The sequence below is a fragment of the Pedobacter sp. 05L430 genome, assembly GCF_056397585.1.
Genome location: NZ_JBFTNT010000132.1, coordinates 1 through 10,552, shown reverse-complemented (window position 1 = coordinate 10,552; position 10,552 = coordinate 1). Strand labels below are relative to the sequence as shown.

9 protein-coding genes are annotated in these 10,552 nt (G+C 40.6%); 2 read left to right on the top strand and 7 right to left on the bottom strand.

The features are described 5' to 3' along the window. From AC1DG9_RS16555 to AC1DG9_RS16545, 3 genes are all read right to left on the bottom strand, one after another. A partial coding sequence (locus tag AC1DG9_RS16555; RefSeq protein WP_477634912.1) for an MFS transporter occupies positions 1–436 on the bottom strand: 436 nt, incomplete at its 3' end. A gap of 19 nt (positions 437–455) precedes the next feature. Further along, the gene (dgoD, locus tag AC1DG9_RS16550; RefSeq protein WP_172660070.1) at positions 456–1,619 is read right to left on the bottom strand and encodes a galactonate dehydratase; all 1,164 of its coding nucleotides are present in this window, start codon (positions 1,617–1,619) and stop codon (positions 456–458) included. Positions 1,620–1,781: 162 nt separating this feature from the next. Beyond that, positions 1,782–2,465 (bottom strand): GntR family transcriptional regulator, encoded by a 684-nt coding sequence (locus tag AC1DG9_RS16545; protein WP_337716785.1) that lies wholly within the window; start codon positions 2,463–2,465, stop codon positions 1,782–1,784. A 243-nt stretch (positions 2,466–2,708) separates the two neighbouring features. On the opposite strand from AC1DG9_RS16545, the gene AC1DG9_RS16540 reads away from it, so the two are divergent. Beyond that, on the top strand, positions 2,709–5,066 hold the full coding sequence (locus tag AC1DG9_RS16540) for a mechanosensitive ion channel family protein (RefSeq protein ID WP_337716784.1): 2,358 nt from the start codon (positions 2,709–2,711) through the stop codon (positions 5,064–5,066). A 12-nt stretch (positions 5,067–5,078) separates the two neighbouring features. Here the strand turns inward: AC1DG9_RS16540 and AC1DG9_RS16535 are convergent, their stop codons facing one another. Then, positions 5,079–5,552 carry a hypothetical protein gene (locus tag AC1DG9_RS16535; RefSeq protein ID WP_172660068.1) on the bottom strand — a complete coding sequence of 158 codons (474 nt, stop codon included), beginning with the start codon at positions 5,550–5,552 and terminating at the stop codon, positions 5,079–5,081. A gap of 6 nt (positions 5,553–5,558) precedes the next feature. Then, entirely contained in the window at positions 5,559–6,509 is a 951-nt protein-coding gene (locus AC1DG9_RS16530) for a cytochrome P460 family protein (protein ID WP_477634911.1), read from the bottom strand. Between the two features lie 203 nt (positions 6,510–6,712). Here AC1DG9_RS16530 and AC1DG9_RS16525 point away from each other — a divergent pair, with 203 nt between their 5' ends. Continuing rightward, on the top strand, positions 6,713–7,828 hold the full coding sequence (locus AC1DG9_RS16525) for a LytR/AlgR family response regulator transcription factor (protein ID WP_337716782.1): 1,116 nt from the start codon (positions 6,713–6,715) through the stop codon (positions 7,826–7,828). Positions 7,829–7,903: 75 nt separating this feature from the next. Here the strand turns inward: AC1DG9_RS16525 and AC1DG9_RS16520 are convergent, their stop codons facing one another. After that, the gene (locus AC1DG9_RS16520; protein ID WP_172660065.1) at positions 7,904–9,253 is read right to left on the bottom strand and encodes a DUF3863 domain-containing protein; all 1,350 of its coding nucleotides are present in this window, start codon (positions 9,251–9,253) and stop codon (positions 7,904–7,906) included. 83 nt (positions 9,254–9,336) lie between these two features. Further along, positions 9,337–10,552 (bottom strand): RagB/SusD family nutrient uptake outer membrane protein (locus AC1DG9_RS16515; protein ID WP_477634910.1); only part of this gene is annotated, 1,216 nt, incomplete at its 5' end.

Sequence of the window (10,552 nt, the reverse complement as noted above, 5' to 3'; positions counted from 1 at the left end):
GTATGGCCATTGCAAACCCTGTTTTATCCTTATATGTATCACCTATAAGCGCGTTGGCCGCCGGAGCATAAAAAGATTCACTGCTTCCCACAATTCCTCTAAGTATTACCAGATGGATCAATCCTGCACTGAATCCGGTAAAAAAAGTGGCAACACTCCATAATAGCAGACTAAAAATGATCACTTTTTTCTTACTAAAAACATCACCAATATATCCGCTTAAAGGCACACATAATCCTATCGCCCAAATGAATACAGAAGCGATCATACCCAATTCAGCGTCTGTAAGCTGCAGACTTATTTTAATTTGCGGCAGGATCACATTAAATACCTGTCGGTCTGCCTGATTAAAGAAAAAGACCAGCCACAGCAGAATAATCAACTCCCAATTAAAGGATTTCAATTTTAAGTTACGTGGAGCGTTATATCTGATCATTTTTCATTTTAGAAAATTATTAAGCAAAATAGCCAATGGCATCTTGCGGTCTGATTTCAGTAAGCTTACCATTGTAATGCCTTAAGTCTCTTGGTTCATATGTATGCTCCTTGATTGCCTCTTCATTGATGTCTATTCCAAGACCTGGCAAATCGTTAATTTGCATCATTCCATTGGTAAATTCAATTTTTTCAGTACTTATTTTGTTTCGATAAGGTACATCACTGCTCATCGTTTCCAAAAAATGAAAGTTAGGTGTGGAAGCTGCAATATGCAAGGTTGCTGCATTTGCTACTGGTCCGCTAGGATTGTGAGGACAAAGCGGAATATAATAGCACTCAGCCATCGCAGCAATCTTTTTTAGTTCGGAGATACCCCCAGCATGGCTCACATCAGGTTGAATGAAATCTGCACAATCCTGATTTAGAAAACTTCGATAATCCCACCTGCTATATAGACGTTCCCCTGCTGCAATCGGAACTTTAGTTTTCTTTCTTAATTGTGCCAATCCTTCCATGTGGTCTGGTGGAATAGGCTCTTCGAACCAGGTAATGTCAAAATCTTCCAGGGCATGAGCTACCCTAATGGCTGTCGGCATGTTAAATCGTCCATGACCTTCAATTAAAATATCTATTTCTTTTCCAACAGCATTTGTAACAGCACCAATGCACTTCAAAGCGTAAGCAAATTCTTTTTTGGTCAGGTTCATGTAGGCCGAACCAAAAGGATCCCATTTAAGACCTTTAAAACCCTTTTTAACGGCTTCCTTAGCTTTTGCAGCAAATTCTTCGGGCGTTTTAGCCGGGGCAAACCATCCATTTGCATAACATGGAACAGCATCTCTTACTTTTCCGCCCAGTAACTGATAGACTGGCACCCCCAGATCTTTGCCTTTGATATCCCATAATGCCATATCAACGGCAGCCAGTGCGCTCATTAAAACTACCCCACCCCGCCAATAGGCATCGCGGTAGCAATCGTGCCAGATTGCTTCTATATGATGAGGGTCTTTACCTATTAAATATCTTTTAAGTTCATTTACCGCCTGCACAACAGTTAATTCCCTCATTTCCAGCGTTGCCTCACCTACTCCGTAAAGACCAGAATCTGTGATTACTTTCACAAACACCCAGTTCGTTCTGTAGGAATGGCAAATAAAGGTTTTAATTTCAGTGATCTTCATAATAATGTACTTATAATTTCTACCGGCAGCGTTTCATAATAATTCAAATTTAGTATATTGTATACAATATACAATATGAAAGTAAACATTTATAAATACCACAAAATAGCTGGCGTTTCATTAACAACATCCTAACTATCTTACCTCAGAAATGAATAAATCCTATTTTAATCTATCTCCTATCTGACGTAGAAGGTCGGCTTTGGCGTTAACGCAATGCCTGGCGGCTGCAGCTTCTACTTCTATGGGATTTCTGTTTTCCAAGGCGCTAATTATTGCACGATGTTCCTCTATAACCTCATTTGTCCGCTCTACACCAAAGCCATAAGTCAGGCGTAACGTATTGATCAACTGCCAGTGTTTTTCCAATATCTGCAAACCTTCAGCATTATTGGCCAATTCATAAATTGCAGAATGGAACCGTTTATTGAATTGTAAACAGCCGGTATGATCTTTCTTTGCTGCTGCTGTTTCATATCCTTTTTGCAGTTGATTGAGCTGCTTCAGATCCTTTTCCTTTAAGTTTTCTATACACTTAACCGTAAGATAAACTTCAATTAGCTGTCTGATCTCATAAATATTTTCTAAAAATTGTTGATCAACTTTTCTGACATGGGCTCCTTTATTTGGCTCAATGATCAGCAATCCTTCACCCTGCAATTGTTGCAATGCTTCTCTTATGGGCATCTGGCTTACTTTATACCGCTCAACCAACTCAGCGATCTTTAGCCTTTCTCCCGAAATAAAATAACCAGAAAGAATATCTTCTCTTAATTTTTCCCGTACCCTGGAATATGTCGGATCAGCTAACTGGTTTAATGAGTCGGATTGTATTTTATCTTTCAATGTTGCAAATTTTAAATGATGATCAAATATACAATATATATTATATACAATATACCAACTAACTGCGGCCATACTTGGCTAAAATATTTCTTCAGAAAAGTCTTCGGTAATGGTRCAGGAAACAATGAGGATTTTATATGGAATTCTTTTTTCTAACCTATTATCACAATTGTATTAACTATTTTTGACAATCCAAAGCATTTTTATATTCTGGATACATCTTCAATACTTCCTATGGATCAAATGACAATAAAAAATCCTTTTTCAATAGCAATTCACCTCACAATATCCCTGGTAATGGTCTTGTGCCTTTCCGTCTCTACTTTTGCACAGAAAAATAAGGCAATGGATAAAGGTCAGGACATTTCTATCCTTTCTGACTCTGCAACCTTGACAAAGGGCGATTATCTGATTCATTTAGAGAAGGTATTCGAAACGGTAAACAAAGTTCCCGTTACAGTTGGTTCTTTTAAGAAACTAAATCCCATAACGGCACATTTAACACAAGATGAGGCTGCTCTTGCCTTACTCAAAAATAGGCTTACACAAAGTGAAAGAATGTTGAATTTGCAAAACCTGCAAATGGATCAGACCTTACTTAAAGAACTTCAAACAAACAACAAAGATTGCCTGTCGGATCTGGATGAATACGAAAAAGAGTTAAGGGAATTAAAAACGGAAATTCTTAATCTACGCAAAGACACCGTGCTGATTAAACTTTTTACGCTGCCTTCTATGCGCATTATGTTTAAAGATCAATTTGCAGAGCTACAGAAAAAACGTGTGGTAATGGACAGTCTGCTAAAGACAACAACATCGTCAATTAATAACCTGCAGGCGCGAACATCGGCCAATCTGATAAACATTAAGGAGTTAATGTATCTTACCGATAACCAGCTTGATGCAGTAAGTATAAAAGCTTTCGGAAAAGAACGACGTTACCTTTGGGAATCAGCAAGTGGTAAGACCAGGGGTGTTGGATTCCGCAAGTTTATCAATGGGGAACAGGAAATATCAGGCTATTATTTTGTATACACCCGCAGCAGCCGTTTTTTACTGTTCCTTACCTGTGCTACTTTCTTCTTCTGGGTATTTTTCAATTTCAGAAGCATGAAACAACGCGACAGGTTGGAAGCAGTTGACGATTTCTCTTTACTCAGTCCGCAACCCTATCTAATTACCTTTATCATGCTCTTTACGCTGGCGCCGATTTTTGACCTCATGGCCCCGGCACTTTATATCGAATCGGTACAGATCTTACTTGCAGTTTTGCTGACAGCATTTTTTCGTAAAAAACTATCGTCAAAATTATTTTACCCTTGGTGCATATTTGTACTGCTTCTTCTTGCACCTGTTTTTCTGCGTCTTTTAGGCATGCCACCAAGATATCAACGCTGGCTCCTTCTTTTCCTTAGTCTCAGTTCTACCGTCTACGGCGTCATTATTTTGAAGAAGATAGATGAGCAGGCAAAAAAATATAGAATGATACTCCTTACGGGATTTATCTATACCATATTTGCAGTCATTGCTACTTTATGCAATATTTTTGGCCGCTTCACACTTACCCAAATTTTTTATTCGACAGGTGTAAACTCCTTGCTAAATGCCATATCCTTAACCATTCTTGCGAAAGTATTGGTGGAGGCTTTTCTGCTTCAAATGAAAAGTAGCAGAATCCGCAAAGGCTATCCTGAGTATTTCGATTGGCACCCTGTTATCGCAGGCCTTAAAAGGCTAACCGGTGTTGGTGCTACAATTATCTGGTTTGTGATATTTACCACCAATCTTAATATTTTTAACGGTCTTTATGAATCTTTAATGGAGATCCTTAATGAAAAAAGAACTATAGGAAACTTCTCTTTTACCTTTGGCGGTATTGTACTCTTTTTAGGCATCATTTGGATTGCCAACTTTTTACAGAAGTACATTGCCTACTTCTTTGGAGATACCGGCGACGATGGAATAGAAGACAATAAAGGAGAGCGCTCGAAATTGCTAATTACACGATTGGTATTACTCATTGGAGGATTCCTTATTGCTGTGGCAGCATCTGGATTGCCAATTGACAAAATCACCGTAATCCTTGGCGCCCTTGGTGTAGGTATCGGGCTGGGCTTACAGAATATCGTAAGCAATTTCGTATCGGGGATCATCCTTATTTTTGATAAAACTATCCGCATCGGAGATGTGGTAGAGCTAAGCAATAAAAAAGGAAGGGTTAAGGAAATCGGTGTCCGCGCCAGTACACTGCTTAGTGACGAAGGTGCAGAGATTATTATTCCCAACGGGGCCATTTTGTCGAACAATATCATCAATTGGACCCTTAGCAATAACCAAATGCGTATAGACATTTCTTTAACTATCGCTAAACCTTTCAATTCAACTGAAGTAGTACATCAGATCAGAGATATTATTACTAAAAATGATAACGTCTTTGTAAACAAGGAACCCGTAATTATGATCAGTCCTGTGAGTAAGGTAAACAGCAGCATAAAAATATATTTCTGGTGCAAGGATATTTCAAATGCAGATCTTACAAGAAATATAATCATTGCACAAATATTTGAGACCTTTGAAGAGAAAGAAATAGAAATTTTATAGTTCCTATCTGACCTATGGCGATATTGCCTGTTGAATGGATAAGACTTGCGACAGCCTTTGTATCTGATCCGAAGCCGGCACCAACCTTAGAGGGCTCCCCTTATAGAGTTCATATACCATTTCGCCACTTAGGCCGATCGAAACACGCTCGACCGAAAATACTTTCCCTGGCACACGGGCACCAAACCAGTGAGGATCTGCTTTTTGTTTCCAGGTAACATTGTACAGAATCGTGCCAGCCGGATAGCTATTCTCTTGCGTGTGCGTATGGCGTACGGCTAGCTCATTTCCATAAAGTGTAGACGTGGTACCGTTATCAGGACGAATGCTTGTTGTTAGAGCGGTTAGTAGTAAGGGATTTTCGGGTAGTCCCTGAACAGATCCAACTGAGGCTTCATCATTCAAACTGTCGCTACGTTCCGAACTGCAGCCTAATGCTAGCGCCAAACCGAATAAGATCATTCCTATAATTGATTTCCTTTTCATGATCGTTTAATTTTTAAAATTGAACAGGTCTATTGGCCTGGTAAATACATAATCATTATCTCGCTGAGGTTGATGACAGGAAACGCATTCGGTATCAAAATCCAAAGTCTTTCCGTAAGGCAGCAAATCGTCGCCTTTCCATCTTCCCCAGCCCCATCCTTTTGTTTTGGCATATTTACGGGCATCTTTTATCATGAACTCGACCTGTACAAATTTCCCGGCAGAAATACTTCCATCAGCATTTTGTTGCTGCTTCCAGGCAGTCTTCGCAAAAATACTCCCATCCGGCCATGGATCTGTTTTTTTTGACTGCAAGGCCTTTACGGCGGTTTCATTTGCAAAAATAATACGTAATGTTCCATTGTCGAAACGGTCCGTAGTACTTATTGCCTTCCAATTTCGGTAATCTGGAATATAAGCTATCCCGTTAGGAGATGGTTTAACTTCCCGCTCTGGCTTAACACCCACAGCCGTTATTTCTTTAGGGTTGTTTGGCGCAACTTTACCTTGTTTAGCTCCGTAAGAAATGGAAAGTAGGTAACGTTTTAATGTTTCAATCTCATTTTCATCCACCTTAGCCTGAGGATGAACGGCAGTATAGCTTGGCAGTGRCATCTCTCCGGACAAGATCTTATTGAGCGCATAGTAAAGCGCAGCACTTTGCTGCGCGGTAGCCAGCGAATCCCAATTCGAAAAATCGAGCGCTTTTCTACCGTTTCTGATATGCGAAGCGACCAGAAAATTCACAGGAGTAATCTTGTCATACCAGTGTAGCCGCGTTTCACTAGAATGGCAATCAAAGCAAGCAGTCTGCAAGATTCCGTTTACTTCTCTGGACACACCACCTAGCTGCTTGCCCACGCCATATGCCGAGCCTGTGGTTTCTTTTGGCCTTATAAATTGCAGGCATACTAAGGCAAGTGCGATACAAATAATAATTTTCCATTTACGTTTCATATACTACTTATATTAGATAATGATGAAACAAAACTACTCTCTACGAGCTGATTGAACCAATGTTTTCCTGTTAAAGGGAATTATTAGCCGGTAAAGCCGATTTTTTTTCTTTGAATAAGTCCATATTTTTAGGACATTCGGCTTACACAAATTTATAGTTCACACACCCCTTCTTGTACGTGAACTTTACTCAAGCATCCCAAATGAATAAGACCCGACTGCATATTTACGTTTTCATAACCGTTACTGCCACGGTATTGTTGATCAGTTTTTTCTCTTTCCGCTATCTTTACCAGGTTGCCAGTGAAAAACTTTGGACCAGCAAGATGGAATCTGGGAAACGTGAAAGCAGGGAGATTGGCAGATTACTGGAACAACAGCTGCTCATTGGAATTGAAAAGCCACAAGTGATACGGAACCTGCAGCAGAGTATCGAGAATACCGACGTGCAAAGCGAATTCATCTGTATGTATGATAAGAACTGCATCGAACTTTGCCATCCCAATCCGGCGCTTATAGGGCAAAAAATTGAACAAAACAACTCCCAACTTGATCTGGGTGAAGGAAAAAATTCTATTTCCTTTAGCGAGGTCATCAGTTCTCAGAAAAAGCTCGGTGGTATCAGAAACTTTCCCAAAAGCCAACACAGAAGCTCGGAAATCGTAAATGTGTACCCCGTAAAAGGCAGCGACTGGATTGTAGCTTCCCATGCAAATATCGAGGTAATGCACCAGGAACTTTCCGATCTATATAAGCAGTTTAGCATTGGTTTTCTGCTTAGTACCCTGATCATTATTACGTGTTGCCTATTGCTGATAAGAAGGATTTACAGCAAGCATGAACAGGCCTTGGAAGACGAAATCGCAGGCCTTAATGAAAAGATCAACAGCCTGAGTACACTCAACCTGCAACTCAATACCTTGCAGGAAAAACTGCAGGATCAGATACTGGTTCAGCACCCTGAACGAGAAAAGGAAAACGGTCGGAAAAGGATTATCACCTACCATAAAGATGAACTTATACACCTGGATGTGTCCGAGATCGCCTATTTCTTTTTAGACGGGAGTACCGTTCTTATATTTACTTTCGACAACAAGCAGTTCTCTACCAATATAAGCCTTGACGAACTGATGAAGCAGTTGGACAACGATATCTTCTACCGAGCAAACAGACAGTTCATCATCAACATGAGGTCAATCAAAACTATTTTCGTATACGGTAAAAATCAGTTGCGAATAGTTACCGATCCTAAGACCAGCGAACCGGTCATCATCAGCAAGAACAAAGTTGCAGAATTCAAAAAATGGTTAGATCGCTAGGCTTCTTTTCAGAAGTGTTTACATATCAACACTTCTGAAAATTTAGCTTTCTGTGTATCACCCTGTATGTTTAAATTACAACCCTTTTAATAAATTTGGGTATCGTTTTTTTATAATCAAATTTGATTTTTCCGGCAGCTTATTCAACGGAACGGGCTTATCCTGCGGACGGGTTTGTTTTTGATTAATATCGCCCATTAAGCTCCACTTTCTCGTCATTCCAATTGGCTCCCTTGCATTCAAATCGTAACGGGTAAAGTCAACTACCAACTTCGGGCTATTAAGTTTCCAGTCCCTAAGCAATGCCAGCCTGAAATCCTTGTTCATAAACCAACTAATCTCAAGATTGGCATCCGAACCACCAATTCCTGACCCTTTTTCTACAAAGCGATAGTTGAAATCGTTGCTTTTGTAATGGGATCTCCATAGTAAACCAAACTCTCCCTGGGTAATCACTTTTGTATCCGGCCAGCGTTTTTTTACACTGCTTAGCCAATCCTTCAACCGGGCAGCATCATAAGGAAGAGACAATTCCCAGCAATTAGTAACCCAACCAAACCCATTCAATTCAAAGCCCTTATCAAAATGGATAGCAGTAGCATGAAGCATTTCTTTCAGGCCGATCTCGTTTCCGTGCTTACCTAATGTTTCTATAGGTCCAACTCCCATACGGCTGTTAAAACCTTCTGCAAAACCTTGTCGTCTGGCGGCTAAAAAATCCACAGTCCACCCGTCCAGATTAACTACATCAATAAAATCGCTCTTACCTTGTGCAGGTTTGCAAAAATGCTCTTTTGAAGGATAAAAGGGATAAGAAACAGAACCATCGCCATCCTGGTTATCAATCGCAAACTGACTCCAGATGTTGCCCTGGCAAACATGTATATTTTCTTTTTCAGCTAGGTATTGTTGGTTTTTTGCAGAAAGGAAACCCGCTACTATACTAAGCGGGCGGTAGCTGTTGCCTACCATCCGGCTTACAAGTGCAAGTCCGTCATGCAGGTCCTTATTTACTTGCTCAGTAGTATTATAAGCATTTGCAAAATAAGCACCGGGGATAAACGTTATCTCGTCACCATATTCACGGTGATAGCCAACAACGAGTTTCCGGATTTCTTTATAATTCTCTGTGCTGTCATTCAGCGCCAGCCAGCTAAACGCCCAGGTCATCTTGGCTCCAGGAAAACCCTCTTCCACGGCTTTTCTGAAAGCAATAACTTTTTCAGGTGTATGTAAAGCCCGCTCATCCTCGCCAACACTCCGATCCCGTGATACTTCAATCTGGTTTACCCTTATTATAGTATTAAAAGTTAAAAATCGATGGCCCATAAGCCCTCCAGAAGCTGATTTCTTTGCTTGCTGTCCAAATGCCAAAGACATCAGGCAGATAACCAAGAAGTTTAATAAACTCACTTTTTTGAACATATAATTTATTTTTTAATTCATTTAATCATTATTGTATAAAAAGCCAGCCGACAACAGTCGGCCAGCTCGAGCGTAAAATCATCCTACCAGCCAGGGTTCTGTTCTAATTTGTGGCCATTAGCCTGATAAAAGGCGACCTCTTTAGTCGGAAGCGGCTGAAGATAATCCTTATTTGGATCGAATTTTCGGCTTTTTTCAGCAATCAGAAAACCATTTGCATCTACCTTACTCAGGTAGCTTGGATCGCTGTAAGGTGCTTTCCCAGCCCAGTCAGAACCAGTAATTTTAATTCCTTTAACATCCTGTGGCAATTCAGTCTCAGCAGTTTTCCATCTGCGCAAGTCATCGTACCTGAATCCTTCCAAAGTGAGTTCAACAGTTCTTTCCCTCCTGATCTCATTTCTCATATTAAGGTTATTGGTAGCCACAAAAGTGTTGGTCAAATGCGGCATACCCGCACGATCTCTGAGCTTATTAATCGAAAGATCAAGATCACCGTCGCTTATTGCTCCTGCTTTTTCAAAAACTGCTTCTGCATAAATAAGCAACACTTCTGCATAGCGGATAAGGTGGCGATCAAAGTCAAATATACTGGCATCTCCATTTTGTCCGGAATTATTGGCCACTGGGTCTTCCGACATATATTTATAGAGTATATATCCTGTATTGAAATTACGTTGCGGCTTATCAGGCCAGTTGGCAATCTTATTTACGGGAAAGAAAACCCTGTTGGTTAACGTTCCCGGAATGATCATCGTCATGGTCATCCTGGGATCCCTGTCCTGAAATTCAGAAACAAAAGTGCCGTAACCTTTGAAAACCGTTCCTGGAGCTGTGATGGGCAATCCATTCTTATCTAAATAAAGGTCAACCATCTTTCTGGTCGGGTTATAACCGTTCCCATCATACTGATATGGAATATCATGTCCCAGGATATTTCGGGCATATCTCCTGTCCAAAATCGATTCCCTGGAGTCGTCGCCATCTTCCAAAAATAAGTAACGATAGCTTTGCGCGCCCTTGCCTGTGTACAAACCATATGTACCACTGTTCATGATCTCCCTTGAAGCAGCAATCGCAGCATCAATATATTTTGTAGCATTGCCATCAGCCCTGAATTTCCCCCATGTCCCCTCAAATAATGCCACACGTGCAGTTAAAGCAAGCGTCGCACCTTGGGTAATCCTACCAACATCCACAGAAGCGAGAGCCGATTGCATAGGTAGATCAGCTTTGGCCTCCTGTAAATCTTTAAGAATGAAATCAACAGTTTCCGTTCTGCTTGACCTGGGAGTAAAT